Genomic DNA, 26,345 nt, shown 5'->3' with positions numbered 1-26,345 from the left:
CCACCGCGCCGCCACCAAGCGCCAGCTTGCGTCCCACCAGATCCAGTGCCTGCACGCCGTTCGTGCCTTCGTAAATCTGTGCGATGCGGGCGTCGCGCACATACTGCTCCATCCCCCATTCGCGGATATAGCCATGGCCACCCAATACCTGCTGCGCCTCGACCGCGCTTTCGAAGCCGAAATCGGTGAAAGCCGCCTTCACGACCGGGGTCATGAGCGCGACCAACGCATCGGCCTTGGCCCGCTCGGCCGCATCGGCGTGGCGATGGGCACGGTCGAACTGGAGTGCGGTCCAGCCCGCCAGCGCCCGGCCCGCCTCCACAAAGGCGCGGACCTTGAGCAGCATCCGTCGGACATCCGCATGGTCGATGATGGGTACGGGCCCGCGCGTGCCGTCCGCGCTGCGCCCCTGCAACCGATCCTTCGCATAAGAGGCCGCCTGCTGATAGGCCGCTCCAGCAATGCCCAACCCCTGGATGCCGACCATCAACCGTTCGGCATTCATCATGGTGAACATGGCCGCCAACCCACGATGCGGCTCGCCTACAAGCCAGCCGGTGGCACCATCATAATTCATGACGCAGGTGGGCTGGGCATGGATGCCCATCTTCTTTTCGAGCGCACCAACAGACATCGCATTGCGCACGCCGTCCGGCAGATATTTGGGGACGAGGAACAGGCTGATGCCCTTCACGCCCGGCGGCGCGTCGGGGAGGCGAGCCAGTACCAGATGGATGATATTGGGCGCCATGTCATGATCGCCCGAGGAAATGAAGATTTTCTGCCCGGTCACAGCATAGCCGCCATCGTCCCTCGGCACTGCCCGGGCCTTGAGCAAAGCGAGATCCGTGCCCGCGCTGCTTTCGGTCAACGCCATGGCGCCCGTCCATTCGCCGCTGACGAGCGCGGGCAGATAGCGCGCCTTCAGTTCCTCGCTGGCATGAGCGGCGATCGCTTCGCTCGCACCGCGCGTCAGGCCGGGGAAGAGACCGAAGGATAGATTGGCGGCCGACAGCATCTCGTCCAACCATTGCTGAAGGATGAAAGGCAGCCCTTGCCCGCCATGGGCAGGATCGGCGGCCAGTGCAGGCCAGCCGGCCGCGACGAATGCGCCATAGGCCTCGGCGAAGCCGGGCGGCGTCACCACGGCACCATCGACCAGCCTGCTGCCCTGCTCGTCTCCCTCGCGATTGAGCGGATGGAGCTGCTCCGCGCAGAATTTGCCTGCTTCCTCCAGCACGGTGATCGCGAGATCCGCGTCCACATCCTGGCCCTGCTCCGCCATGGCAAGGTCGAAACCCAACACCTCGTTCAACAGGAAACGATAGTCGTCGATCGGGGGGATGTAGCTTGGCATTTTAGGGCTGGCCTCTCTTTCTGGCACTGAATTACCAAACACTTGTTACAATAGCAAGCAAGGTCATTCTGCTGGGTCGGGATGGCGGAAGACGCGCGCTACCTGAGTGGCGATCTCGCGCGACGTGAGGCGGCCTGGACGGACCCAGTCCGCTGCCGAATTGAGCTGCGAGAGCAGCAGGTTGCGGTAGATCGAGCGGTCGATGTCGGTCGGCAGGGGCAGCATCGCCACAAGATCGCGGAACAGCATTTCGAACCGGTCGCGGCGATCGACCAGCGCGGCGCGCACCGCGTCCGGCACTTCGCGAAAGTCATTCATCATCGGCATGGTCAGCGAATCGGGGTCGAGTTGAATCTCGAGCAAGGCTGCGCAGGCGGCCTCCAGCCGTGCCCATGGATCATCCTCGCCCGAGAGTGCCGCCTTGATGCGGGCCTCCGCCGCGTCGAGCGCTGCATGGTGCAACTCGACAAACAGCGCATCCTTCGACTTGATGTGATGGTAGAGCGACCCACCCAGCACGCCCGCTGCCTCGCCGATGTCGCGCATCGAGGTCCCGCGATAACCCTTGCGCGCGAAGAGTTGCGCCGCGATCTCCAATATCTGGCGGCGGCGCGCGCCCGCGCCGTCCGCTTCATTTCCCCTGGCGCTCGTCCTGCTCATGCAAGGTGGCGTAGCATATAAGCCGTCTGCAGATCATCCGCCTTCGCGCCGCGCGAATATCCAGCTGAAGGCTGGCGCGGCTAGCCCGCCTGCCCCGCGCGTGCCGCACCGCTCAATCCCGCCCAGCGCCAGTTCGGCAAAGGCTTCCGGCCAGCCCGTTCCGGCCAACCGGGCAAGCACGGCAACAGGTGCACCATCAGGCGCGCAGTTCGCGACCTGCGCTTTGCCGCCGTGGCGCACCAGGGCGACCCGGCGATACCCCGCCTCGGTCACGATGTCTCCCACCAGCATTTCGTCCGCGTGCCGGGATATCCCAAACAGGGCCGCAGGCGCCCGCGCCAGCAGCTGGCGCATCTGCCGCACCCGATCTCCCTCCAACGCCAGTACAGCGCCTCCGAGATCATTTGCCCGCACGGCAAAGCGCCGCCCGGCAACCAACCCCGGATCGTGGAGCAACACGGCATCGGTGCGCGCCAGGCCACGGCGGCCCAGATCAAGCACGGACGTAGAGGCAAGAGCAACGCCGGCCATGAAGCCGCGGCGCGACAGGCTTGTCATGGCTTGATTCCCCCGGAAAGATGATCAGCGATCAAATTCAGCTCGGCATCGCTCAGTTCGCCACGCGGGATGGCAGGCATGTTGCCGATGCCGATGCGCGCGGCCTGCACAACATAGTCAACGGTCAGGTCGGTGCGCTTTTCCAGCAACGGCTGGTCGGCGCGCCGTGCCAGCAGTCCGGTGCCCATGCCGCCCGGCCCGTGGCACATTGCGCATTTTTCCAAATAGAGTTTTTCGCCCGACCCAGCATGGGGGCGCGAGGACAATGTCTCGGGCGCGGGCGCGGGCGGCGGGCCTTTGGGAGCGTCTGTCGGCGTCTCGCTCGCCCGGCCGCAGGCGGCCACCGCCAGAAGCACCATAGCGCTTGTGAAAGCGATCATGCCCCCCCGCATCAGCCCGGCCCTCCCGCACGACTGCTGGGCCAGATGCCGCTCTTACCCGGCGCGATGATACCCTTGGGATCAAGCGCATCCTTGACCTTGCGATTGAGCTTCCCCAGCGCACCCTTGTTATAGTCATAGGTGTCCGCGACCGCGTCCATATAGTCGAGATGGGTGCGATATTCGCCATAGCCCTGCGTCTTTGCATCGGCGATCAGTTGCTTGAGGAAGGGATCGACCCGGCCCATCAGGTCGGGGTCGTCCTTGTTGATCAGCACGGCGTTGACGTTGATGAGGTGACGCTCGCCAAAGGCGAAGCTGGCCTGATAATCCATGCCAAATTCCCTGTAGCGGGCATAGGTGCGCTGGAACTGGGCCTGTGCCGCCGTTCCCGATTGCGGCAGGATCGGCGAAAAGCCGATATGTCCGCCACGGCCGCCATGCCAGTTGGCGTTCTGCATCGGCATGGTCAGCGGCGTTCCGGTCCATCCCGTCGCCTCCAGCAGTTCCCCCGTCTTCCATAGGGTGGGGCGCAGCGACATGGGTTTGAGCTTCCCCATCTCCTGCTCCAAAATCGCATAGGCCGCCTTGTTCACCGATTCGCGGCCGTATAGGCGCAGGCTCACCCCCCACCAGCCGACATTGAATTTACTGCGGATCGCCGCGATCACATCATCAGGCAAAGCGCCCGGCTTGTCGGTCCACTGGTCGCGGGTCGTCACCACGGCGGCGGCGCGCAACCAGTTGCCGATGGTCGGGGATTGCTGCAACAGTCCCTCACGGCGCAGCGGGGCGATCGCGTCGATCAGCGGCCCCAGATCCTCCGGCCGGTCGAACTCCAGATCCATGCCCATCAGCGACTCCGGCGCGGGCATCAGCCACAGCCCCATCTTGGTTACGATGCCGAAATTGGACTGGACGAACATCTGGTCCCAGCCGGGACCAAAGCCGAAGCGATAGAGCTGCCAGGTCGCCGCCCCATCGATCGCACCCATGCCGGTCCGCACCACGAGGCCGTCAGCCATCACCGCCTCCAGTCCGCAGATGCGCGTCGCATGTTCGCCATAGGGAGTATAACCCATGCCCCGGTCGAGCGCATTGCCGACCACCGATCCCCAGCTGTTGCCGGGCACCGACAGCCAGTGCTTCATCCCCCTGGTCTTAAGGAAGTCGTAGAGATCGTAGAATCCGACCCCCGGTTCGAGCAGGACAGTGCCGTTCGTCTCGTCATAGTCGATCTTCTTCATCCGGCTGAGATCAAGTATCACCGATCCGGCAAGCAGCGGCGCCGAGCCGCCATAGCCCAGATTCTTGCCCCGGCTGACCGGCCAGAGCGCCAAGCCGCGCTCCGATGCGATGCGCAGGATTGCCTGAATCTCCTCTACCGTCGCCGGCGCGACAGCGCCGGCCGGATGGTGCCGGGCATCGTCGATAGCGAACTTGTCCTGATAGCTCGCCTGGTCCTCCTCCGCGAAGAACACATGATTCTTGCCGACGACTGCCGCAAAGGCCGCAATGGTTGCGGATGCAATCGCCCCACCGCTGCCGCCTCTCCCCTCCATGTCACCTCGCTCCACCGGTCGCACCAGTCTATATTAATAACGATCGTTATCTTTCAGGCAGTGTCAACTCTTGTCAAGTCAGCCTCTCAAGGCCGTCCGCCAAATTTCCTCTTGCACGGCTTGCCCCTTTAATTGTATGCCTGTGATACATATTGCCATGCAGGAGCAGCTAGATGGAAGAGCAGGACGTCGTTTCCTTTGATGTCGCGGACGGAATCGCCTGGGTGAACTTCGCCCGCCCCACCAAGCGCAACGCGATGAGCCCGACGCTCAACCGGCGCATGATGGAGGTGCTGGACGAGCTGGAATTTCGCGACGATGTCGGCGTGCTGGTGCTCGGCGGCGAAGGCACGGCCTGGTCCGCGGGCATGGACCTGAAGGAATATTTCCGCGAAACCGAGGCGCAGGGCCTGCGTGGCGTGCGCAAGTCGCAACGCGAAAGCTATGGCTGGTTCCGCCGCCTGCGCTGGTATCAGAAGCCGACCATCGCCATGGTCAATGGCTGGTGTTTCGGCGGCGGTTTTGGCCCGCTCTTTGCCTGCGATCTCGCCATCTGCGCGGACGAAGCTCAGTTCGGACTCAGCGAAATCAACTGGGGCATATTGCCGGGCGGCGGCGTCACCAAGGTGGTGGTCGATCTGCTGCCCATGCGCGACGCCATGTGGCTGACGCTGACCGGCGACCTGATCGACGGCAAGGCGGCGGCAGCGATGCGGCTGGTAAACGAAAGCGTGCCGCTGGAGCGACTGAAGGCGCGCACCACGGAAGTCGCCGAACTGCTGCTCAAGAAAAATCCGGTCGCACTCAAATTCGCCAAGGATGCCGTGCGCCGCGTCGGCACCATGACCTATGACGAAGCGGAGGATTATCTCGTGCGGATGCAGGAAGCCGCGAACTTTCATGACAAGAGCGAAGGCCGCAAGGAAGGCATCCGCCAGTTCATTGATGAAAAGAGCTACAAGCCGGGCCTGGGCAGCTATGATTTGAGCAAGAACAAGACATCGGCCTAGAATTTCATATCTGCGATGTTTCCATATCCATGAATTTGTGACAGGGTGGTCCCGACCAGGAGAAGGACCACCCGTCATGCCGATCATCCCCGGCCGTGCCGACACGCTGCCATGACCGAGGATCAGCGCCGTGCGATCGAGCAGGATTGTGCACGGCTTGTCGCGCGCTACGCCAATCTGAACGATGCCGGCCGCTGGACGGATGTCACGGCGCTTTATGCGCCGGATGGCCGGATGGCGCGCCCGACCGCGCCCGACGACTGGGTGGAGGGGCGAGAGGCGATCCTGGCCGCCTTCCTCGCCCGGCCGGCGCGGACCACCCGTCATATCTGCTCCAACATCGTCGTCGACGTGCTGGACGAGGACCACGCCAAGGGCGAAAGCGCCATGCTGTTGTTCACCGGCGAGGCAGCGCCTAAGGTCGGATCGTTCCACGACTATTTCGTCCGCACGGACGGGGGCTGGCTTTTTGCCGAAAGGCGAGGCAGCCTGACTTTCCAACCGGGGGAAAGCTGACATATGAATGGCACGACGCCGTCCACCGTCAAATCGGCGATGCGTACCATCGACATCATCGAATATGTCGTCGCGCGCCCGGCCGGGGTCGTCGCGCAGGAAATCGCAGCAGGCCTCGCCATTCCTGTGAGCAGCCTGTCCTACCTGCTCGCCACGCTGGTGGAGCGCGACTATCTGGCGCGGGACGGGCGGCGATACCTTCCCGGCGGCGCGCTGGAGCGGCTGGCGGCGCCCCGCGGATCGCTGTCGCTGGCGGACAAGGTGCGGCCGCTGGTCAAGTCGCTGCGTTTGCAGACCAACGAGACCGCATCCTTCTTCACACGCGACGGCTGGCAGCTGGAAGCGATCGTCACCGAGACGGCAGAACAATCGCTGCGCTATTCGATCAGCGTCGGCACACGCAGCCCGATCCATTGCCTGGCCGCCGGCAAGGCGCTGCTGGCGGCGATGCCCGACGCCGAACTGGACGCCTATTTCGCCGCGACAGCGCTCAGCGCCTTCACCCCTGGCAGCATCACCAACGAGGCGGCCTTGCGCGCCGAACTATCGGAGGTGCGCGCGACAGGGATTGGCCGCACGCGCGAGGAATATACGCCGGGCATCTGCGGCCTGGGGATGGCGGTGGTGATGGACGGCGCTGCGGTCGGTGCCTTCGCGGTCGCCATTCCGATGCCGCGCTTTTCCGCCGAGCTGGAAGCGCGAACGATCGCCAAGCTGAAGCAGGCCGTTGGACTGTTCGCCGCGGCCGAGGCGCCTGCGCCCTAGCATGGCACGCGCCGCCGACGCGTCAGGCCGAAGTTCACACTGTCGTCACGCGATTTTCGCCGATTGCCCCCGCGAAGAGTCCGCAACGCGCGTCCGACGCGCCATGCCAGTCACGCCAGGGTCACGCCGACGCGACAATGGCGCCACGGCGACGCGCCGGGGACGCGTCAGCTTGGCGGGGCGAGGCCAAGGCGCGCGCGGGTGCTGGTCCATCTACAAGGGTCGATCAGACAAAATCCTACATTGGAAGAGTTTTGGGCGATGGGGCCGCTACCCGTGTCGCATGGTCGGAACGGTGCCGTCGCCCAGATCATACCATCCTGCTGGAGCGCTGCTCAAGGCGCCCTTCGCTCGCACCCACCCCTTCCGTCACAGGAACGGGCTTAATGTCCTTTGCCCTCCAAATGAAACGGGGGACGCCTTTCGGCATCCCCCGTTCCTTCCCGCTCGGAAATAATCAGGCGGCCTTGGTGCGCCAGCCTTCGGCATAATTGTCGCGGGCGACTTCCGAATAGGGGACGGGCGACACGACCGCCTTGATCTCCGTCTGGACGTGCGGCTCAACGGTGGGCTTGGCCGTGCCGCCATCGGGTTCGCCCCAGAGCAGGGTGACTTCCGTGCCGGGCGTCGCGAACTCGGCGTCGACCATGGCGAGCGCCAGGAAGCGGCCCGCGTTGATGGTGTAGCCGATCCAGGTCGACAGGCCGACTGTCTTGCCGTCCTTCAGCACCGCGTCATAGGGGTGCATACAATAGACCGCGCTGGGGAATTCCAGGAACTTTGCCTTGTCGCCGGTCTGGAGCATCGAGCTCATGACGCGGACGATATCCTCATTGTCGAGCGCCAGCGTCACCTTTTGGCGGTGGGGCTGGTCCTTGATCTTCTCCAGCGCCTCGCGGCCGACGAATTCATGGTCGAACTTGACCATGATGCCATAGCCCAGTTCCCACGGATTGAGATAATAATCCTCGATCTTGTCGGAGACGAAGCTGCCTCCGAGCGAACACATGCCCTCATAGGATTTGGCGGGCAGCCATTCACGGAACGCCCTGGAGCCTTCGCCCGTATAGGTTGCGGGCAGCGGCGAAGGGATCCAGCCCGATTCCAGCGTGTTGGACGAATAGGTACGGCCACCGCACAGGGTCAGGCCATAATCCTTGCCCGCTTCGATCAGCGCATTGCGGACGGTGTCATAATCCTTCCAGGGGCCAAACAGCTCGTAACCGGGCTGGCCTGCCATTCCGTGGCGCAGCGCGCGCACTTCGACGCCGGCGATCATGATCGGGGCCATGTGGAAGAATTTGAGGTCCGGCGGGGTCTGGCCCATCGCCTTTTCCAGCACGGGCATGGCGTTTGGCCCCTGGAGCTGGAAGCGATAGTTGCGGCGATAGCCTTGGCTGTCGAGCGGGCGGGCGGCGGTGCGTTCGTCGCGTTCGACCTTCACGTCCCACTTGCCGGTCGAGGCCCAATATTCGACCCATTCTATCGAGGGCGCGCGGCCTACCAGCTCGAACTTTTCTTCTTCCAGATAGAAGAGGATGACGTCGCCGATCACATAGCCTTCCGGCGTGACGGGCGCGAATTGCTTGGCGCGGTTGGGAACGAAGCCCTTGAAGCTGTTGGGGGCGAGATAGGCGAGCATGTCGAAGGCACCGGGACCGGTGACGAGCAGATCGACCATGTGGAAGCTCTGGTTGAACAGCACGGCACTTTCGGCCCAGCTGCGCTGTTCGTCGCGCCAGTTGCTATATTCGGCCGGAACGCCGGGATAGGCATTGGGGCCGGTCTGCTGGTTGCGCAGGAAGTCGACGATATCGCCCTTTTCGTCGAGCAGCTGTTGCAGGGTCTTGTCAGTCATTCAAACCTCTCCTTCTACCTGATATTGAAATCGCATCGGGCGAGGATGGCTGGTCGAGCCATTCCCGCACTTGTCCGTTGAAGGCCTGCGGTGTTTCCGCTGGCATCATGTGGCCCGCGCCGGGTACGACGCGAAGGCGCGCGCCTGGAATGGCGGCGGCGATCGCCTCATGCTGCGCCACCGGAGACCAGCGGTCCTCCTGCCCGACCATAGCGATGGTCGGGCAAGCGATGGTCGGCAGCAGCGTATCGACCGCGGGACGATGCAGCAGCGCCTCGATCTGCGCCTCGAAAACCTGTAGCCCCGCCGCGACGGCCATGGCGTAGAGCCGGTCCATCAGCGCTTCGTCACGCAGCGAGCCGGCGCCCATCATCGGCGGCAGCCACTCCGCCACCAGCGCGGCCATGCCCTGCGCCCGGCCAAGGTCGCGCAGGCGATAGCGGCCTTCCCGCTCACCCGGCTTTACCGGATGGACGCCAGTGTCGACCAGCGCCAGCCGTTCCACCCGCCCGGGCGCCTTGCGCACCAGTTCGAGCGCGACGCGCGCACCCATGCTGTGGCCGAGCAGCGCACAGCGTTCGGGAATGAGGCCGAGCGCATGATCGGCCATCGCCTCGATCCGGTCCGCGCCGCCATAAAAGCCATCGACGACCATGCTGCCGGAAAAGGCGGCCAGCGTGTCGGCGAACATGCGCGAATCACAGATAAGCCCCGGAAGGATGACAAGCGGCGCCTTCGCGCCCTGCTCCAAAGCTAATTCAGATGATTTCGCACTCATGAAAATTTCATCTATACGAATCTAGACGGATGGGCTAGGGGGAAAATGCGCCGGGGATACAAAGAGCGCCAAGCCGATGCGCCGAGCCGCCCCAGGGTCCAGTCCTACCGGGAGAGAATCATGAGCCTGCCGTCGATCCATCCGAACTGGGATTTGCCGCCCAAGGGCATGACCGACGGCTTTTCGCTGGAGATCACCGCCAAGGACATTGAAGCGCTGACCGAGGCCGCGCCGGCCATCCCGGCCGAGACGCCGGTTGCCGTCACTTTCCTGCCCGGTGAGTCGCTGGAGGCGCGGATCGCGGCGGCCAGGACGGTGCGCGCGCTGGGCTTCGAACCGATGCCGCATTTTTCCGCCCGCCGGCTGGAATCGGGCGATGATTTCGAGACCTATCTGGCGGCCGTGGTCCGCGAGGCGGGGGTGCGGCGCTGCTTCGTCATCGCCGGCGATCCTGCTGAAGCGGCGGGCCCCTATGCCGACAGCATGGCGCTGATCCGCACCGGCGCGTTCGAGCGGGCGGGGATCAGGGCGATCGGCATCGGCGGCCATCCCGAGGGTCATCCCAACATGAGCACCGACCAGACGTTCGAGGTGCTGACCGCCAAGTGCAGCGAAATCGCGAGCCGGAACATGGCACCGTTGATCGTCACGCAATTCGGTTTCGACGCGGCGCCGATCCTGGGCTGGCTGGCCGAACTGCGCACGCGCGGGATCGATGCGCCGGTGCGGATCGGCGTGCCCGGCCCGGCCGGGATCAAGACGCTGATGCGCTTTGCCGCGCGCTGCGGCGTGGGCGCATCGACATCGGTCCTCGCCAAATATGGCATTTCGATCACCAGGCTGATCGGCACCGCCGGTCCCGACAAACTGGTCGACGCGCTCGCCGCCGGTCTGGGACCACAGCATGGCAAGGTGCGGCTGCACTTCTATCCGTTCGGCGGCCTCGCCCGCACGGTCGAATGGATCAACGACTATACGGCCCGCCATTGAGCGCGCCGGCCATCAGCGGAGAGAGATGAACGTGAGCGAAATCTGCACCCTCACCCTGCAATGCGACGACCGGCCGGGGCTGGTCGCCGATGTCGCCACCTGCCTGACGCAGCAGGGCGGCAACATCACCGACGCGCAGCAATATAATGACAAGCTGACCGACCGATTCTTCATGCGAGTCGAGTTCGAGATCGCCGGGGACGGCATCGCCGGACTGGATGCCGCATTCGGATCGCTGGCGCAGGCGCGCGGCATGGACTGGACGCTGCGCCGCCGCAGCGAACGGCAGAAGGTGCTGTTGCTGGTCAGCAAGTTCGACCATTGCCTGGGCGACCTTCTCTATCGCTGGCGCATCGGCGAACTGGACATGGACGTGGTTGGCATCGTCAGCAACCATCCCCAGCATGTGCTGACCACGTCGCTGATGGGCGACCTGCCCTATCATCACCTGCCGATCAGCAAGGACAGCAAGCCGCAACAGGAAGCGCAGATCAAGGCGATCGTCGACCGGACCGGCGCGGACCTGATCGTGCTGGCGCGCTACATGCAGATATTGAGCGATGACCTGGCGGCCTTCCTGTCAGGCCGCTGTATCAACATCCACCATAGTTTCCTGCCCGGCTTCAAGGGCGCCAAGCCCTATCACCAGGCGCATGAGCGCGGGGTCAAGATGATCGGGGCGACGGCCCATTATGTGACCGCCGACCTGGACGAAGGGCCGATCATCCATCAGGACGTAGAGGCGATCAACCATGCCGACACGCCCGACGACCTGGTGCGCAAGGGCCGTGACATCGAGCGGCGGGTGCTGGCCACCGCCGTGCAGCACCATCTTCAGGGACGGGTTTTCCAGAATGGCGCACGCACTGTCGTCTTCAAGGCCTGAAGCCGTGGCGGAGCGGATCGACGGACGCACCGTGGCGCGCGCCCTGTCGGCGGAAACCGCCGCGCGGGTGGAAGCCCTGCGCGCACGCACGGGCCATGCGCCCGCACTGGCGGTGGTGCTGGTCGGCGACGATCCGGCGAGCAAGGTCTATGTCGGGCGCAAGGTCGCGGAATGCCGCAGGGTCGGCATCGTCTCCGTGGAGCATCGGCTGGCCGCCGATACGCCACAGGACGTGCTGCTCGCCCTGATCGACCGGCTCAACCTGGACGGCGAAATAGACGGCATATTGATCCAGTTGCCGCTACCGCCACAGATCGACGCGACGCTGGTACTGGACCGGATCGACCCGGCCAAGGATGTGGACGGCTTCCATCCGGTCAATGTCGGGCGGCTGTCCACGGGAACCGGTGGCCTCGTCCCCTGCACCCCGCTGGGGGTCATGAAGCTGCTGGACGGGCTGATCGCGGATTATCGCGGGCTGGACGTCGTGGTGATCGGCAAGTCCAACATCGTCGGGAAGCCCGTCGCCATGCTGCTGCTGGAGCGGGAGGCGACCGTGACCGTCACCCATATCGAAACGCGCGGCCTGCCGGAGATTGCCCGCAAGGCCGACATCATCGTAGCGGCCGCCGGCGCGCCGCATCTGGTGCGCGGCTATTGGGTGAAGCCGGGCGCGATCGTGATTGATGTCGGCATCACGCGAGTTGCGCAGCCGGACGGATCGACGCGGCTTGTGGGTGATTGCGCCACGGAGGAACTGGGACACGCAAGGGCGGTGGCGCCGGTGCCGGGCGGGGTCGGGCCGATGACCATCGCCTGCCTGCTCGGCAACACGGTGACGGCGGCGGAAAGGGCGCGCCATGGGTGAACCGCAATATGCCACCAGGGTGCGCGTGCGCGACCTGCCGCTGCTGGCCGACATCGGCATCAATCCCGACGAGATCGGGCGGCGGCAGCCGCTGGTGATCTCGGTCGAACTCCTCCTGTCGGCCGACCGGGTCGACGGGATCGCAGAGACGGTCGACTATCGCCGGGTGGCACAGGCGGCCGAGGATCTGGCGCTGGTCCATATCCCGCTGATCGAAACCTTCGCCCAGCGGCTGGGCGAGCGCTGCCTCGACTTTTCCATGGTGGTCGAGGCTCGGGTCAGCGTGGACAAGCCCTTTGCCCTGACGCGGGGACTGGCGGGGGTCGAGGTGGTGGTGGTGCGGCGCTAAGCCACGCTCGGTTGCGGGCAGCCTTCCTCCGCTGCGCGGATCTGGACGAGGAGCAGGACGAGCGCGGCAAAGCCCGATCCCAGCGCCAGCAGCATGGAGGTGACGCCCCGCCCCGCCCCCGCCGCGAGCAACTGCCCGGCGAGGAAGGGGCCGAAGGCCGCGCCGAAGCGGCCGAAGCCGATCACCGCCCCGGTGCCCGTCGCGCGCAGGGTAGTGGGGTAGACATTGGCGATCAGCGCATAGAGACCGACCACCGATCCGTTGGCGAGAAAGCCGAGAATGAAGGCGGCAACCTGAAGCAGCAGGAAGTCGGCCGGCACCGCGCCGAAGATGCTGACGGCGATCGCTGCGCCGGCCAGACCGAAGATGACCAGCGGCCGCAGACCGAGGCGGGGCGAGAGGAAGCCGAGCGTCAGCCCGCCGATCGCGCCCCCCATGTTCATCGCCACCGACACGATCGTCGCGCTCGAGGGATCGAAGCCCAGCGCCGCGACCAGCGAGGGCGCCCAGCCCAACGCGTAATAGAAGGTCATCATGTGAAGGCCGTACATGAGGATCAGCGCGATCGTCATCGTGCGGTAGCGGCCGGTGAACAGCGTGCCCATCGACGCCCTGGGTTCGGCCAGCGCGACGATCCGCGCGGCGGGCGGCTGGCCCAGCCGACGCAGGATCGCGTTGATGCGGGCGAGCGCGTCGGGACCGCCGCGCGTCGCCAGCCAGCCGATCGATTCGGGCAGGAGCAGGAGTACAAGCGGCACCATAAGGGCTGTGGCGAGGCCGCCAGTGAGGAAGATCGATTCCCAGCCATGGCTGCGAAGCAGCTGCGCCGCGCCCCAGCCGCCGACAATGCCGCCGACGGGATAGCCCGCCGCCATGATGCTGACCGCCAGATCCCGGCGCGGGCGACTGGCGAATTCGGCGGCCATGGCGTTGATCGCTGCAAGCATGGCGCCCAGGCCGAGGCCCGTCAGCGCGCGCAGCAGGCTGAGCATGACGACTCCGGTCGCGAAGGCGCAGGCCATCATGCCGGGAATGATGATGGCGAGGCAGAGCAGTATCTGCCGCCGCCGCCCGATCCGGTCCGCCAGCTGGCCGAGCGTCAGCGAGCCGACCACCATCCCCACCAGCCCCATCGACACGATGATGCCGACCGCGCCCGGACCGATGCCCCAATCGCGGGCGATGCCCGGCGCGGCGAAGGTCACGGCGAGAATGTCGAAGCCGTCGAGCGCATTCAGCAGGAAGCATATCGCGATCGCCACGCATTGCCGCAGGCGCATGGGATTGTCGGCCAATATAGTGCGCGGATCATCCGCCGGCAGGCTGGCACTGGACATGGTCTTCCATCCTCTCACGACTTTTGCGGTTATTGTATGCTGACGACACAATAAGCCAAGCTAAATCACTTGCCACCCACCCTGCACAAATATAACGATCGTTATTGTTTGGAGAGGGTGACGACACGCATGACACACGCCAGTCCCGCGCCAGGCCCAGCGCCCAGCCACGCGTCGGCCGAGCCAAGCCTGTGGCTGGGCATCGGCTTTGGCTTCCTGTCGTCGCTTGGGCCGGTCGCGATCGACCTTTATCTGCCGGCTATGCCCGGCATGGCGCAGGCGCTGGCGGTTGAGAATGGCGCTGTGCAGCGCACGCTGTCGGCCTTCTTCCTGGGACTGGCGCTGGCGCAGATCCCGCTGGGTATGCTGGGCGACCGGTTCGGGCGGCGGCGTCCCCTGCTTGCGGGGCTGGCCCTGTTCGCCGCCGCCTCGATCGCTTGCGCGCTGGCGACCAGCCTGGAGCAGCTGATCCTGTTCCGCTTCGCGCAGGGCATGGGCGCCTGCGCCGGCACGTCGAGCGTGCGCGCGATGATCCGCGACCGGCATAGCGGCCATCGCGCCGCGCGACTGATGGCCTTCACCTTCCTCATCATCGGGATATCGCCGGTGATCGCGCCCCTGGCGGGCAGTTATCTGCTGGAGCTGACGAGCTGGCGCGGACTGTTCCTGCTGCTGGCTTGCGGCGGCGGGGTCGCTACGCTGGCGGCGGGGCTGACCCTGCCCGAAAGCCTGCCGCCCGCGCGGCGCAGCCATGGCCAGCCGGTGCTCGCGCCCTGCCTGCGGCTGCTGGGCAACCGCGCCTTCATGAGCTGGACGCTGGTGGCAGGGCTGGCGACGACGATCCCCTTCGCTTTCGTGACCGCCGCGCCCTTCATCTACAGCGGCGGCTTCGGCCTCGATGCGCGCAGCTACAGCCTGCTGCTGGCGCTCAACGCCGTCGTGTCGATCGGCGCCACCCAGTTCGCGCCCGGCCTGATGCGGACCCATGGGGCACGGCGGCTGGTGACAGGCGCGGCGCTGGTCGCGATCGGCGCGACCGCCGCCTTCGCCCTGCTGGCGGGCGGACACGCGCCGCTGCCGCTGTTCCAGCTCTATGCCATGCTGTTGTTTGCCCTGTCGGGGCTGATCCTGACTCCGGCTGCGACATCGGCGCTTGATGCCGCGGCGGGCGGTGCGGGCGCGGCGGCGGGCCTGCTTGGAACGTTGCAACTGGCGATTACGGCGCTGGCGAGCGGGACGGTGTCGCTGCTGCCGTCCTTTTCGGTGATGCCGCTGGTGACAGTGCTGGGGACCAGCTTCACCATCATGTGGGCGACGATGATGGCGCGGGGGCGACGGGTTTAGGCGCCGTCCCCGTCCCCATCGGGCCTTGTGAACTCCAGGAAACGGCTGTTGCCCGCCTCATCGGTCGCCTCCAGCGTATCGACCAGCGTGTCGAGATAGTGGTTGAGCGTCTCCACCTCCCTGGCCGCCAGGTCGGAGACGAGATAGGTCGCGACCTTGTCGGTCTGCGGGCGCATGAGCCGGTAGAGGCGCTGGCCTTCGTCGGTCAGGACCAGTATCTTGCGCCGCTTGTTGGCGGGGTCGCGCTCGACGGTGATGCGGCCATGCTTCTGGAGCGCGGCAACCGCGCGCGACACGCTCATCGGGTTGACCCCTGTCATCTCCGCCAGTTCATGGCTGGCGGAATTGGGATAGCGCCCCAGAAGCATCAGCAGGCGGAATTCGTTGAGGCTGATCTTGTAGCGATGCTCCAGATAGGTGGAGAAGGGCGCCATCAGCTTGTTGGCCAGCCGCAGGACGCGATGCAGCGTATCGGCGGGGCTGGTTTCGGCCGACGCGCGCGGTTTCTTGGACAGGCTGCTGTTCGACATGATCCTGCGATAGGACATTAGCCGGCGCTCAAGTCAAGCCGACGACGGCGCAGCCGACGCTGGTGAACTTGCCATCGGCCAGGTGATAATGGATATATTGGCGCATTTCCTGCACCTCTCCCTTCGCGATCGGGATGAATTGGTCCAGCCCTTCGGCGGCGAGCGTCGCGGCATCGAGATCGCGGACGCCCTCCACGCGGATGACGCCTTCGAGCGCGACGAGATCGTCGCTGGCGGCGAAGCGCTCGATCGTCAGCGTCTCGATCACATGAGCATGGAGGAAGCGGTAGAAGCGCTTGAACGCGTCCCGATCGCCCAGGTCCACGCCGAAGTAGCGGATGCTCGCGCCGGGCGCATAATGATCGAAGACCGTGTCATAGTCGCGATCGTTGAACGCCTGTGCGTAACGCTCATAGCCGGCGCGGTTCATCGCCCTCTCCCTCTCTTGCGGCTTGCTCTTTTAATAACGATCGTTATCGTATGCGGAAAGCATGGCGATGCGCCAGCGAAAAAATCGAGGGAGAGGGTGATGAGTTACACGGCGCAGGAGCAGCGCAATCTGGATCTGGTGCAGGCGATGTTCGAGCAGGTGCTGATCCCGATGGACGCGGACGCGGCCGACCGATTCATCGCGCCGGACTATATCCAGCATAATCAGTGGGTTGATACCGGGCTGGAACCGCTCAAAGCATTCCTGCGCCAGGTGCGCGGCGAAAATCCGCACGCTGTCCATGACATCAAGCGCCGCTTCGCCGACGGCGACCATGTGGTGGTCCATTATCATGTGCGGCGCCGGGACGGCGATCCGGGCTTCGCGGTGATGGACATCTTCCGCATCGCGGATGACATGATCATCGAGCATTGGGACGTGGTGCAGGATGTGCCGACCGACAGCCCCAATCCCCATTCGCCCTTCTGAGCCGGGAGACCATCCATGCGGTTCACGGACAAGATCGTCCTGGTCGTTGGCGGCAATAGCGGCATCGGGCTGGCGAGCGCGCGGGCCTTTGCGGCGGAGGGCGGACATGTGCGGCTGACCGGCCGTGACCAGGCGACGATCGATGCGGCGGTGGCGGAAATCCCCGGCGCGCGGGGCTATAGCGCGGACGTTGCCGATCTGGACGCGATGGAGGCCGTGATCGCCGACATCGCGGCGCAGGACGGGCGCATCGACACGCTCTTCGTCAATGCCGGAGTGGGCGGCTTCGCGCCGTTCCGCGACCTGACGCCGGGCGACTGGGATCATGTCCATGGCGTCAATCTGCGTGGCTGTGTCTTCGCGATCCAGAAGGCGCTGCGGCTGATGGGCGGGGGCGGATCGATCGTTGCGACCGGGTCGATCGGCGGCCATGCCTTCGTGCCGGGCAACACCGCCTATGCGGCGGCCAAGGGCGGGCTGTACGCGGCGCTGAAGGTGATCGCGGGCGAGCTGGTCGGCGAAGGCATCCGCGTCAATCTGGTCAGCCCCGGCCCGATCGAGACCCCGCTGCTGCATCGCAATCCGGGGATGAGCGATGATGAGGTCGATGCGATGCGCGACGCGATGATCGCCGCCGTGCCGATGAAACGCATGGGCCGCGCGGAGGAAGTCGCCCGCGCCGTGCTGTTCCTCGCTTCGCACGAGGCGAGTTTTATCACGGCCGCCAATCTGTTCGTGGATGGCGGAACGCTGGAGCTGGGATGATGAACGACCTGTTTTCGACGCTGGACAATCCACGGCTGGAATTCGCGATGGAAGTGCGGCTGCAGTTTCCGCGCGTACAGATGATCGCCAACACCCCCTGGGGCGGCAATCGAAGCGCCGTCTATGTGGAAAGCGGCACCTTCGAAGGGCCGAGGCTGCGCGGCAGGGCAGTGCCAGGATCGGGGGGCGACTATGCCTATTTCCGGCCCGACGATGTCGCCGTGTTCGACGCCCGCTACATGCTGGAGGAGGAGGATGGGACGCTGATCCTGCTTAACAATCGCGGGTTTCTGTGGGGGCGCAAGCCCGACACGATGGCGCGGCTGCGCGACTGGGCCTTTGCGGGCGGCGAGCCGGTTGACCAGCAGGACTATTATCTGCGTGGCAATCCGAGTTTCGAGACGCCGGTCGGCAAGCATGACTGGCTGACCAAGCATGTGTTCGTCGGCGTGGGTGAGCGGCGCGCGGACGGCAATGTGCTGCGCTATTATGCGCTGACCTGATTATCGCGTCCTTGCGAGCGCAGCGCTCGCAAGGACGGAGGGTCGTTCAAAGGGAGATCAGGGCGTCCAGCGCCAGCGCGCCCTGCCCCTTGGGATAGACGATCACCGGGTTGAGATCGACTTCGCTGATCGCGGGCGTGGCCGCGACCATCCGGCCCAGGCGCTGGACCATGTCGGCGACCGCTTCGATATCCATGGCCGGCGCGCCACGAAAGCCATCCAGCAGCAGCGCCATGCGCAGCTGACGGATCTGCGCGATGATCGCGTCGCGCGTCAGGTCGGGCGGGAGCAGGCGGACATCGTGCAGCAGTTCGGCCGCGATGCCGCCAAAGCCGACCAGGATCGTCGGCCCCCAATGCGGATCATTGCGCGCGCCAACGATCAGTTCGACGCCCTTCGCCGCCATCCCCTCCACAAGCACGCCGTCCAGTGCCAGGCCGGGACGCGAAGCGGCGAGATTGGCCATCAGCTGGTCCCAGCCGGCCGCGACGGCGGCCGCATCGGCCAGGCCCACGATAACGCCGCCAGCGTCGCTCTTGTGCGGCAATTCGGGGGATTGGGCTTTCAGCACCACGGGATAGCCGAGACGATCAGCGGCGGCGACTGCTTCTTCGGCCGTCTGCGCCAGCGCAAAGGCGGGGAAGGCGATGCCCTGCGCGCCCATGATCGCCTTCGATCGATATTCAGGGATGGTGCTGCCGACTTGCGCCAGGCCGGCGACCGGCTGGGCATCGAGCGGCGCGACGGCATCGGCGCGGCGGCGATGGGCGGCGATGCGAGCCAGCGCGCGCAGCATCCGTTCGGCGGTCGGCAGGTAGGTGACGCCCGCCTGACGCAGGGCGGCAAGATCGTCGGCGAAGACGCCGCCGCCTTCGTCCACGCCGCCGATCAGGATCGGCTTGGTCTGGCCGATGGCCTTCAGGGCGTCCTGCACGGCCGCGAACTTGACGTGCGAGGTGCCGGTGTCGGTCTGGATCAGGGTGAGGAGGATCGTGCCGATCCGCTCGTCCTGCGCCAGCGCAGCCAGGGTGCGGCCATAGAGGCCGGGATCGACCAGCCCCTGGGCGGTGATGTCCATCGGGTTGGTGACGGGGACGAAAGCGGGCAGCGCCGCGCGGAGTGCCGGGCTGTCGGCGTCGGTCAGAGTCGGGAGGTCGAGGCCGACCGCTTCTGCGAGGTCGAGCATCATCGCCTTGAACGCGCCCGACTCCGCGATGACGCCCGCGCCGCCGATCCCGGCATCGGGCGATCGGGCGAGGATTTCGACAACGTCGCCAAGCTCCTCCAGCGAGTCGACCAGGATGACGCCCGCCCGCTCGACATGGACGGCCATGACGGCGTGATCGCCTGCCATCGCGCCGGTATGGGTGGCGGCGCTCGCCGCGCCCGCCACGCTGCGGCCGGGATGGAGCAGCACCATCGACTTGCCGGCGGCGCAGGCGGCACGGGCGGCGGAGAGGAAGCGGGCCGGGTCGCGGACATGCTCGGCGATCAGGCCGATGACCTGAACGTCGGGCTGATCGACCAGATAGGCGAGATAATCCTCGATCCCGCTCGCCGCCTCGTTGCCGGTGGAGATGTAACAGCTCAAGGGCACATCGCGATGGATCATGGTCGTCGCCAGCACGGCGGCCATCGCCCCCGATTGGGAGACGATGCCGACGCGGCGGTCGCCCCGCGCCCTGGCTTCGGGCATTTCGATGAAGGTCAGCGAGACATTGTCGCGGAAATTGACGAGGCCGAGGCAATTGGGGCCTTCGACCACCATTCCCGCGTCGCGGGCGATGCGGGCGATTTCCTGCTGGTCGGCCAGACCCTGCGGCCCGTCTTCGGCAAAGCCGGCGGAGAAGATGACGGCGGCGCCGGCGCCACGCGCCGCGAGGCCACGGATCGCATCCAGCACACCGGCGCGCGGGATTGCCAGGACAGCGACATCGACACCAGCGGGCAGATCGTCCACCGCAGCGACGCAGGGCCGACCGCCAATCTCGGCCCGTTTGGGATTGACCAGATGGATGGGGCCGTCAAAACCCTGCCGCAGCAGGTTGGACAGGACCGAGGCGCCGAGCGCGCCGGGCTTGTCGGATGCGCCGACTATCGCCACGGAGCGGGGACGCAGGAGGCGCTCGATCGACGGGATCGGGATGGCCCGATCCTGCGCCTTCCCATTGTCCAGGCAAAGAGTTTCTGTCACGCGCCTCTCCATTTCCGTCGAATCAATTGCCGATCGCAAAACAGATTGTGCGCCAGTGATACAGTTAGCGCAAGCCCGATCGACGCTCAGCCATCCGCATCCTCCACCTCCGAGGGGCCGAGCCGGTCCAGCAGCGCGCGCAGCGTGAGGATTTCGTCCGGAGACAACCGGGCGGTCATGCGTGCGTCTGAGGCGCGCACCGCCTTCATCATCGCCTTCAGCTGCTGTTCGCCATGGGGCAGCAGCAGCAGCGCATTGGTCCGCAGGTCCCGGCCAGGCCGTCGTTCGATCAACCCCTTGTCGACCAGGATATTGACGAGCTTCATCGCGCTGGACCGGTTGATGCTGAGCGCCCGTCCCAGCGCGGTCTGGTCGCAGCCCGGATTGTCGCGGATCAGGATGAGCGCGGTCATCTTGGCGGGCGACAGGTCATGATCCGCCAGAGCCGCGCGCGCGTCTTCATCCATGCGCAGATTGGCGCGCTTGATCCGATAGCCGACAAGCGAATCGAGATCGTCCCCCTGTTTCATTCCCAAACCATCCCCGTCTTAAAATCTGTATCCCTAGCGCACAAATATATGGTACATGGTGCGGACCCGAATTGCGATAGGCAATGCCGACCCACGGCACCGGATAAAGGAGAGCGAGTCATGGATCATGAATATCGGATGCTGATCGACGGCGAACTGGTGCCGGGCGTCAGCCGGTTCGACGTGGTGAACCCGGCGACGGCCGAGGCCTTCGCCACCTGCCCCAAGGCGGACGAGGCCCTGCTGGAGCGGGCAATCGCGGCCGCAAAGAAGGCGCAGCCCGCATGGGCGGCAACCCCGGTCGATGCGCGCGCGGCGCTGGTGCTGAAGCTGGCCGACGCGCTGGAGGCGCGGATCGGCGAGTTCGCCAGTCTGCTGACCGCCGAACAGGGCAAGCCGCTGGACCAGGCCGGTTACGAGGTCATGGGCAGTGTCTTCACGTTGCGCGCATTCGCCGCGATGCGGGTGGAACCCAAGGTTCTGAAGGACGAGGGCGGCAACAAGGTGGTCGAGCATCGCACACCGCTGGGCGTGGTGGCGTCGATCACGCCGTGGAACTTCCCGCTGATCCTGCTGATGAACAAGCTGGGACCGGCATTGGTGACGGGCAACACGATGGTCGCCAAGCCCGCACCGACGACGCCGCTCACCAGCCTGCTGTTCGGTGAACTGGCTAAGGACATATTGCCGGCGGGCGTGCTCAACATCGTGTGCGACCAGAATGAGCTGGGGCCATTGATGACCGGGCATAAGGATATCGCCAAGGTCGCCTTCACCGGGTCGACCGCGACCGGCAAGAAGGTGATGGCATCGTCCGCCGGGACGGTGAAGCGGGTGACGCTGGAACTGGGCGGCAATGATGCCGCGATCGTGCTGGACGATGTCGATCCCCGGAAGGTGGCGCACAAGGTATATCAGGGCGCAATGACCAATGCCGGGCAGATCTGCGTCGCAGTGAAGCGCGCCTATGTGCCCAGCGCCCTCTATGACGATTTCTGCGACGAGCTGGCGAAGCTGGCGAATGAGGCGATCGTCGATGACGGCGCCAAGCAGGGCACGACCATCGGCCCGGTGCAGAACAAGATGCAGTTCGACAAGGTCACTGCGCTGATCGCCGACGCCAGGACGCGCGGCACGGTGCTGGCGGGCGGCGAGCCGATGAACCGGCCGGGCTATTTCATCGCGCCGACCATCGTGCGCGACCTGCCCGAGGACGCCCCGCTGGTGCAGGAGGAACAGTTCGGCCCGGTCCTGCCGGTGCTGAAATATGACGATATCGACGATGTCATCGCCCGCGCCAACGACAGCGACTATGGCCTGGCCGGCACGGTGTGGGGCAAGGATGTCGAGCGCGCCACGCAGATCGCGATGAAGATCGATACCGGCACCGTATGGGTCAACCAGCATCTGGCGATCGACGCCAACATACCCTTCCGCGGCGTCAAGCAGTCCGGTCTGGGCGGTGAACTGGGCGAAGCGGGGATGCTGGAATATACCCAGGCGCATATCGTCAACAGCGTGGCGCTGGAAGACGCGTGACCCGCATTTGCGACGCTATCGCAAGAAGAAGGCCGACGAAGCATAGTGCTTCGTCGGTCATTTTTTTGACATTTTCCACCTAGTCATTTCACATATTCGGAACATTCCGTCGTGTCCGCATCATAGCCTCGGTCATCAGGGATACCCCTTATCGAGGAGCAGAAGATGCCTTTCAGACGTCTCGCCACGGCCGCCATCGGTGCGGTCACAATGGCCGCGATGGCCGCGCCACTGAGCGCCCACGGCATCTGGTTCGCGCAGCGCGCGCGGCAGCTGGCGCTGGTCTATGGCGTCGGCGCGGATGATCTGGACGCGGTCAAGCGGCTGCCGCTGGTCAAGACCGTCACGGGCTATGATGCCGACTGGGCGCCGGTGAACACATCGCTGCGTGCGGCGGGGGTGATCCCGGTGGTCGACAGCGACGAACCAGTGGCCGCGGTCGCCGCGATCATGGATTATGGCTATTGGAGCAAAACGCCCGACGGCGAATGGCACAACAAGGGTCGCGACGAAGTGCCCAACGCGACGCTGGCCGAACATAATTTCAAATATGCCGTCCATCTGAGCCAGGTGCCGACCAAGCCGGTGCCCCTGTTCGAGGGTCATATGCTCCAGATCGTGCCGGTCGACACCGCCATCCCCCAGAAGATGGGCGAACCGATGAAGGTGCGGGTCTATTATAAAGGCAAGGCCGTAGCCGGGGCGACCGTGATGCAGGATTACGTCAATGATCCCGACGAAGCCGCCCCCGCCAAGACGGCGGCCGATGGCACCGCCACAGTGACGCTGCGCAACCAGGGCATCAATGTGCTGATGGCGATCTATGTCGGCCAGACGACCGACAAGAAGGTCGACCATGAGGAATATCGCGCCTCTCTCAGCTTCGTCCTGCCGCATCTGCCGGAATGACGACCGCCCCTTCCATCAGGAGAATAGCCTTGAAGATAGATCTTATCCGCTCCGGTATCGCCGCCATCACGCTGCTTGCCGCCCCCGCGATGCTGCACGCCCATGGCAGCATGAAGCCGCAGCATGGCGGCCTGGTTCAGATGACCGGGGAGACGATGATCGAACTGGTGGCCAGCCCCAAGGGCGTCGACGTGTATCTGAGCGAAGAGGATGAGCCGCTGGCCGCCGCTGGCTTCACCGCCAAGCTGACCCAGACCGCCGCGGGCGCCAAGACCGAGGCGGCACTGAAGCCCGCCGGCGGCAACAAGCTGAGCGCTGCCGGCTTCAAGACCGCCAAGGGCGCCAAGCTGGTCGTGGCGCTGATCGACAAGAGCGGGGCCAAGAGCTTCGCCACCTTCCAGGCGAAATAAGGGGGCACCATGCACAGCGCGACCCACCCACCGCTCCTCTCTCCAGGCGTGCGGCGGGTCGCGCTGCTGCTGGCGGGGCTGGCGCTCGCCTGCCTGAGTTCGTCGCTCTGGGCACATGGCGTCAACGAGAATGACAAGGCCTTCATCGAAGGCGCGTCGGGGATCAACATCATCCCCTACATGTATCTGGGGGCCAAGCATATGGTCACCGGATACGACCATCTGCTCTTCCTCGCCGGGGTTATCTTCTTCCTCTATCGGATGAAGGATGTCGGCGCCTATGTGACGCTGTTCGCGATCGGACACAGCACCACTCTGCTGCTGGGCGTGCTGCTCGACATCCGCGCCAACCCGTTCCTGATCGACGCGATCATCGGCCTGTCGGTGGTCTACAAGGCGATCGACAATCTGGACGGGTTCCGCACCTGGTTCGGTTTTTCACCCGATCCCAAGGCGGCGGTGCTGATCTTCGGCTTTTTCCACGGGTTCGGCCTCGCCACCAAATTGCAGGAGTTGACACTGGCGAAGGACGGAATGATATACAATCTCATCAGCTTCAATGTCGGCGTCGAACTGGGCCAGTTCATGGCGCTGGCGATCATCCTGATCCTCATGAACCTGTGGCGCATGAGTTCCAGCTTCCACCGCAGCGCCATCGTCGCCAACGCGGCGCTGATGGCCGCCGGCTTCGTCCTGATCGGCTACCAGCTGGCCGGCTATTTCACACAAGGGGCATGACATGACGGCCACCACTGCATCCGCGCTTCCCACCCGCATCAGCCCTTCCCCCGCCGCCCTCGCCAAGGCGACCGGCGGGGCCGCGCTGGCCGCTGTCGCGATCCTGACCCTGTTCGTGCTGCCCGCGGAATATGGCGTCGACCCGACCGGCGTCGGCGGCGCGCTGGGCCTCAACGGAATGGTTGCGGGCCCCGAAGCCGAGGCCGCCCCCGTCGCCCCATCCGCCACCCCGGCCGGGATCGCGACGCCGACCAAGGACAGCATCAGCAAGGCCGCCCCGTGGCGGCAGGACGAGATGACCATCACCCTGGAGCCGCATAGCGGCCAGGAAGTGAAGGCGCACATGACCAAGGGCGACAGCTTCGTCTTCAGCTGGAAATCGACCGGTGGGCCGGTGAAGGCCGAAATGCACGGCGAGAAGGTCAATGCCGCCGAGGGCGAATTTACCGACTATTGGAAAGAACTGGAAATGACCGGCGGCCAGGGCGATTTCACCGCCCCCTTCGACGGCACCCATGGCTGGTATTTCCGCAACAAGGGCGACACGCCCGTGACCGTCAGCGTCAGGACGGTCGGTTTCTATAAAGATCTCTTCCAGCCCAAGGGCGAATGAGGGATAAGGTGCAACAAGGACAGGTGCCATGAGCAGTATTGCGGGCCACGCGCCCCCCATCGGCCTTCGGGCCGCAGCATCTCCGATCGACGCCGCCAAGGCCAGGACCCGGCTGATCGCCATCGACGCCCTGCGTGGCCTGGTCATGCTGTTCATGCTGGTCGATCATGTGCGCGAGACATGGTATCTGCATTTGCAGGTCACCGACCCGGTCGACGCCACCACGACCGATCCGGGCCTGTTCTTCACCCGGCTGCTCTCAACCTTCTGCGCGCCGACCTTTGTCGCGCTGACGGGTCTGTCGGCCTGGCTCTACGGCCAGTCGCATACGAAGGCGCAGGTGTCGGAATTCCTGTTCAAGCGCGGCCTGTTCCTGATCGTGCTGGAATTCACCGTGGTCGGCTATGCCTGGCCCACCCAGGCGCCCGCCTTCCCGCCGACGGCGATCTGGTTGCAGGTGATCTGGGCGATCGGCATCAGCATGGTCGCCTTGGCGGCGCTGCTCCATTTGCCCCGCCCCGCGCAGTTCGCGGTGGGCCTGGCCATCGTCTGCCTGCACAATCTGCTCGACCCCATCAGGCTGACGGCGGACCAGCCGGGCTATGTCGCCTGGGCGATCCTGCACCAGCGGTCACTGATCGAGGCTGGCGGCATCGCGATCAAGACCACCTATCCGGTGCTGCCCTGGATCGGCGTGATCCTGCTGGGTTATGCCTGCGGCCCGTGGTTCGCGCGCGGCAGCGACCCGGTCCGGCGCATCAGGCGGCTGACGATGCTGGGCCTCGGCCTTGTCATCGGCTTCGTCGCCATCCGCTATCTCAACATTTATGGCGACAAGCCCTGGTTCGTCGCCGACTCGCCGCTGCGCACGGTGATGAGTTTCCTCGCGCTCACCAAATATCCGCCATCGCTGCTGTTCCTGATGCCGACCGTCGGCACCGGCTGCCTGCTGCTGGCGCTGTTTGAGAAGTTCGAGGACAGCAAGGCGATGCCGCACCTGGCGCTGCTGGGCGGGGCGCCGATGTTCTATTATGTGCTTCACCTCTACGTGCTGAAGCTGATCTACAATGTCGCGCTGCTGCTCTACGGTCCGACCAAGGGCACGGTTTTCGGCGTCGATCAGCTGCGCTGGGTGTGGATCTGGGTCTTCATCCTGATCCCCGTCCTCTACTTCCCCACCCGCTGGTTCGCGCAGCTCAAGCAGCGCCGCAAGGACATATGGTGGCTCAAATATCTCTGACGGTCCTGCGTCGGGTCGCCTCGGCCGCCTTCCCTACCCGGAAGGCGGCCATTTTTCCCACTTTTCCGGGCTTTTCAAACCCTTGCCGGGTCGCGGCATTTTCCTGCCGTAACGCCGCCTGATTCACAATTATGCACCGTCGCAAAGGCCATGTTTGACGTAATATTTCCGTCATTCAACATAGCCTCGACGTCAAGAAGAGGTGAATGAACACCCAATGGCCCGGCCCCGATGACA

29 protein-coding genes (1 of these 29 only partly in view) are annotated in these 26,345 nt (G+C 65.2%); 17 read left to right on the top strand and 12 right to left on the bottom strand.

The window, feature by feature from the left end:
• The 5 genes from K3M67_RS19345 to K3M67_RS19325 form a co-directional block, all read right to left on the bottom strand.
• Positions 1–1,357, bottom strand: partial view of an acyl-CoA dehydrogenase gene (locus K3M67_RS19345; RefSeq protein WP_285833053.1) — the 5' portion only. It extends 362 nt beyond the left edge of the window; only the first 1,357 of its 1,719 coding nucleotides appear in the window; the start codon lies at positions 1,355–1,357; the stop codon falls past the left edge of the window.
• 63 nt (positions 1,358–1,420) lie between these two features.
• Positions 1,421–2,017: a TetR/AcrR family transcriptional regulator gene (locus K3M67_RS19340; RefSeq protein ID WP_285833052.1), complete on the bottom strand. Its 597-nt coding sequence runs from the start codon at positions 2,015–2,017 to the stop codon at positions 1,421–1,423.
• Between the two features lie 33 nt (positions 2,018–2,050).
• Positions 2,051–2,575: a hypothetical protein gene (locus K3M67_RS19335; protein WP_066855271.1), complete on the bottom strand. Its 525-nt coding sequence runs from the start codon at positions 2,573–2,575 to the stop codon at positions 2,051–2,053.
• On the bottom strand, positions 2,572–2,934 hold the full coding sequence (locus K3M67_RS19330; RefSeq protein ID WP_285833051.1) for a c-type cytochrome: 363 nt from the start codon (positions 2,932–2,934) through the stop codon (positions 2,572–2,574). Before K3M67_RS19330 ends, K3M67_RS19335 begins: the two co-directional genes overlap by 4 nt.
• A gap of 32 nt (positions 2,935–2,966) precedes the next feature.
• Complete coding sequence (locus K3M67_RS19325) at positions 2,967–4,517, bottom strand: FAD-binding oxidoreductase (protein WP_285833050.1); 1,551 nt, start codon at positions 4,515–4,517, stop codon at positions 2,967–2,969.
• 173 nt (positions 4,518–4,690) lie between these two features.
• Between K3M67_RS19325 and K3M67_RS19320 the strand changes: the two genes are divergently transcribed.
• From K3M67_RS19320 to K3M67_RS19310, 3 genes are all read left to right on the top strand, one after another.
• Complete coding sequence (locus K3M67_RS19320; protein ID WP_285833049.1) at positions 4,691–5,527, top strand: p-hydroxycinnamoyl CoA hydratase/lyase; 837 nt, start codon at positions 4,691–4,693, stop codon at positions 5,525–5,527.
• A 111-nt stretch (positions 5,528–5,638) separates the two neighbouring features.
• A complete protein-coding gene (locus K3M67_RS19315; RefSeq protein ID WP_285833048.1) occupies positions 5,639–6,043 on the top strand; it encodes a nuclear transport factor 2 family protein in 405 nt (134 codons plus the stop codon).
• Between the two features lie 3 nt (positions 6,044–6,046).
• Positions 6,047–6,808, top strand: coding sequence for an IclR family transcriptional regulator (locus K3M67_RS19310; protein WP_285833047.1), 762 nt, complete (start codon positions 6,047–6,049; stop codon positions 6,806–6,808).
• A gap of 457 nt (positions 6,809–7,265) precedes the next feature.
• On the opposite strand, the gene desA is transcribed toward K3M67_RS19310, so the two are convergent.
• Both desA and K3M67_RS19300 read right to left on the bottom strand, forming a co-directional pair.
• A complete protein-coding gene (gene desA / locus K3M67_RS19305) occupies positions 7,266–8,666 on the bottom strand; it encodes a syringate O-demethylase (RefSeq protein ID WP_066855253.1) in 1,401 nt (466 codons plus the stop codon).
• Positions 8,659–9,444, bottom strand: coding sequence for an alpha/beta fold hydrolase (locus K3M67_RS19300; protein WP_285833046.1), 786 nt, complete (start codon positions 9,442–9,444; stop codon positions 8,659–8,661). The genes desA and K3M67_RS19300 overlap by 8 nt, the downstream gene beginning before the upstream one ends.
• A 120-nt stretch (positions 9,445–9,564) precedes the next feature.
• On the opposite strand from K3M67_RS19300, the gene K3M67_RS19295 reads away from it, so the two are divergent.
• Genes K3M67_RS19295 through K3M67_RS19280 form a run of 4 tightly spaced genes read left to right on the top strand, consistent with a single transcriptional unit; the run spans position 9,565 to position 12,537 of the window.
• Positions 9,565–10,434 carry a methylenetetrahydrofolate reductase gene (locus K3M67_RS19295; protein WP_285833045.1) on the top strand — a complete coding sequence of 290 codons (870 nt, stop codon included), beginning with the start codon at positions 9,565–9,567 and terminating at the stop codon, positions 10,432–10,434.
• Between the two features lie 31 nt (positions 10,435–10,465).
• On the top strand, positions 10,466–11,320 hold the full coding sequence (purU, locus tag K3M67_RS19290) for a formyltetrahydrofolate deformylase (protein WP_066855384.1): 855 nt from the start codon (positions 10,466–10,468) through the stop codon (positions 11,318–11,320).
• Complete coding sequence (locus K3M67_RS19285; RefSeq protein ID WP_285833044.1) at positions 11,289–12,188, top strand: bifunctional 5,10-methylenetetrahydrofolate dehydrogenase/5,10-methenyltetrahydrofolate cyclohydrolase; 900 nt, start codon at positions 11,289–11,291, stop codon at positions 12,186–12,188. Before purU ends, K3M67_RS19285 begins: the two co-directional genes overlap by 32 nt.
• Positions 12,181–12,537, top strand: a complete 357-nt coding sequence (locus tag K3M67_RS19280; protein ID WP_285833043.1) for a dihydroneopterin aldolase — start codon at positions 12,181–12,183, stop codon at positions 12,535–12,537. The genes K3M67_RS19285 and K3M67_RS19280 overlap by 8 nt, the downstream gene beginning before the upstream one ends.
• On the opposite strand, the gene K3M67_RS19275 is transcribed toward K3M67_RS19280, so the two are convergent.
• Entirely contained in the window at positions 12,534–13,874 is a 1,341-nt protein-coding gene (locus K3M67_RS19275; RefSeq protein WP_285833042.1) for an MFS transporter, read from the bottom strand. The two genes, K3M67_RS19280 and K3M67_RS19275, sit on opposite strands and share 4 nt — an antisense overlap.
• A 129-nt stretch (positions 13,875–14,003) precedes the next feature.
• Here K3M67_RS19275 and K3M67_RS19270 point away from each other — a divergent pair, with 129 nt between their 5' ends.
• On the top strand, positions 14,004–15,218 hold the full coding sequence (locus tag K3M67_RS19270) for a Bcr/CflA family efflux MFS transporter (RefSeq protein ID WP_285833041.1): 1,215 nt from the start codon (positions 14,004–14,006) through the stop codon (positions 15,216–15,218).
• Here the strand turns inward: K3M67_RS19270 and K3M67_RS19265 are convergent.
• The gene (locus tag K3M67_RS19265; RefSeq protein ID WP_066855234.1) at positions 15,215–15,766 is read right to left on the bottom strand and encodes a MarR family winged helix-turn-helix transcriptional regulator; all 552 of its coding nucleotides are present in this window, start codon (positions 15,764–15,766) and stop codon (positions 15,215–15,217) included. The two genes, K3M67_RS19270 and K3M67_RS19265, sit on opposite strands and share 4 nt — an antisense overlap.
• 10 nt (positions 15,767–15,776) lie before the next feature.
• A complete protein-coding gene (locus K3M67_RS19260; protein WP_285833040.1) occupies positions 15,777–16,178 on the bottom strand; it encodes a nuclear transport factor 2 family protein in 402 nt (133 codons plus the stop codon).
• Positions 16,179–16,277: 99 nt separating this feature from the next.
• Between K3M67_RS19260 and K3M67_RS19255 the strand changes: the two genes are divergently transcribed.
• Genes K3M67_RS19255 through K3M67_RS19245 form a run of 3 tightly spaced genes read left to right on the top strand, consistent with a single transcriptional unit; the run spans position 16,278 to position 17,935 of the window.
• Positions 16,278–16,667, top strand: coding sequence for a nuclear transport factor 2 family protein (locus K3M67_RS19255; protein WP_066855228.1), 390 nt, complete (start codon positions 16,278–16,280; stop codon positions 16,665–16,667).
• Between the two features lie 15 nt (positions 16,668–16,682).
• The gene (locus K3M67_RS19250; RefSeq protein ID WP_285833039.1) at positions 16,683–17,432 is read left to right on the top strand and encodes an SDR family NAD(P)-dependent oxidoreductase; all 750 of its coding nucleotides are present in this window, start codon (positions 16,683–16,685) and stop codon (positions 17,430–17,432) included.
• Positions 17,432–17,935 carry a DUF3237 domain-containing protein gene (locus K3M67_RS19245; RefSeq protein WP_066855380.1) on the top strand — a complete coding sequence of 168 codons (504 nt, stop codon included), beginning with the start codon at positions 17,432–17,434 and terminating at the stop codon, positions 17,933–17,935. The genes K3M67_RS19250 and K3M67_RS19245 overlap by 1 nt, the downstream gene beginning before the upstream one ends.
• A gap of 46 nt (positions 17,936–17,981) precedes the next feature.
• On the opposite strand, the gene K3M67_RS19240 is transcribed toward K3M67_RS19245, so the two are convergent.
• Both K3M67_RS19240 and K3M67_RS19235 read right to left on the bottom strand, forming a co-directional pair.
• Complete coding sequence (locus K3M67_RS19240) at positions 17,982–20,129, bottom strand: acetate--CoA ligase family protein (RefSeq protein ID WP_285833038.1); 2,148 nt, start codon at positions 20,127–20,129, stop codon at positions 17,982–17,984.
• Between the two features lie 86 nt (positions 20,130–20,215).
• Complete coding sequence (locus K3M67_RS19235) at positions 20,216–20,659, bottom strand: MarR family winged helix-turn-helix transcriptional regulator (protein ID WP_066855222.1); 444 nt, start codon at positions 20,657–20,659, stop codon at positions 20,216–20,218.
• Positions 20,660–20,779: 120 nt separating this feature from the next.
• Between K3M67_RS19235 and K3M67_RS19230 the strand changes: the two genes are divergently transcribed.
• The 6 genes from K3M67_RS19230 (at position 20,780) to K3M67_RS19205 (ending at position 26,108) form a co-directional block, all read left to right on the top strand.
• On the top strand, positions 20,780–22,198 hold the full coding sequence (locus K3M67_RS19230; RefSeq protein WP_066855219.1) for an aldehyde dehydrogenase family protein: 1,419 nt from the start codon (positions 20,780–20,782) through the stop codon (positions 22,196–22,198).
• A gap of 165 nt (positions 22,199–22,363) precedes the next feature.
• Positions 22,364–23,107: a DUF4198 domain-containing protein gene (locus tag K3M67_RS19225; protein ID WP_066855215.1), complete on the top strand. Its 744-nt coding sequence runs from the start codon at positions 22,364–22,366 to the stop codon at positions 23,105–23,107.
• A gap of 29 nt (positions 23,108–23,136) precedes the next feature.
• Positions 23,137–23,517, top strand: a complete 381-nt coding sequence (locus tag K3M67_RS19220; protein WP_066855213.1) for a hypothetical protein — start codon at positions 23,137–23,139, stop codon at positions 23,515–23,517.
• Positions 23,518–23,526: 9 nt separating this feature from the next.
• A complete protein-coding gene (locus K3M67_RS19215; RefSeq protein ID WP_066855210.1) occupies positions 23,527–24,255 on the top strand; it encodes a HupE/UreJ family protein in 729 nt (242 codons plus the stop codon).
• A gap of 1 nt (position 24,256) precedes the next feature.
• Complete coding sequence (locus K3M67_RS19210) at positions 24,257–24,868, top strand: hypothetical protein (protein WP_285833037.1); 612 nt, start codon at positions 24,257–24,259, stop codon at positions 24,866–24,868.
• A 28-nt stretch (positions 24,869–24,896) separates the two neighbouring features.
• On the top strand, positions 24,897–26,108 hold the full coding sequence (locus tag K3M67_RS19205) for an acetyltransferase domain-containing protein (protein WP_084438925.1): 1,212 nt from the start codon (positions 24,897–24,899) through the stop codon (positions 26,106–26,108).
• Positions 26,109–26,345 lie beyond the last annotated feature (237 nt).

Origin of the sequence: Sphingobium sp. V4, assembly GCF_029590555.1 — a bacterium.
Classification (GTDB): Bacteria; Pseudomonadota; Alphaproteobacteria; order Sphingomonadales; family Sphingomonadaceae; genus Sphingobium.
This window is presented reverse-complemented; position numbering and strand designations above follow the sequence as displayed.